Source organism: Tabrizicola sp. YIM 78059 (assembly GCF_004959785.1).
GTDB lineage: Bacteria > Pseudomonadota > Alphaproteobacteria > Rhodobacterales > Rhodobacteraceae > Tabrizicola > Tabrizicola caldifontis.
Genome location: NZ_SJZH01000083.1, coordinates 1 through 335, shown reverse-complemented (window position 1 = coordinate 335; position 335 = coordinate 1). Strand labels below are relative to the sequence as shown.

Below are 335 nucleotides of genomic sequence, written 5' to 3'. Positions count from 1 at the left end.
CCTGCTCGAAGACCGCGCCAGTGACCTCGTCCACGACGCGCACCCAGACGGATGATCCGTTCGGCGGCGCGGCGATGAACAGGGTCAGCACGCCGCCGGTGGCGATGGCGAAACTCGCGCCCATGTCGATCAGGGTCGGCGCCCCGGTGCCGTCGTTCGCGACCAGTTGCCAGCGGGTGTGCGTCCCGCGCTGGAAGCCGATCCCGATGCAGTTCACCACGGCGGCGAGCGTCAGGGTGGTCGCCAGCGCGGCGGTCGATCCATAGAGGCCGAAGAACCCCATGCCTGTGGCCTGCAGGGTTGTCAGCGAAATCCGCGTGACGAAAGTCCAGCCA

Annotated in this window: 1 pseudogene; it reads right to left on the bottom strand. The window is 68.4% G+C overall.

The annotated features are described in order from the left end of the window. Nucleotides 1-335, bottom strand: a pseudogene (locus EZM81_RS18145) (DUF2793 domain-containing protein); the annotation flags it as partial.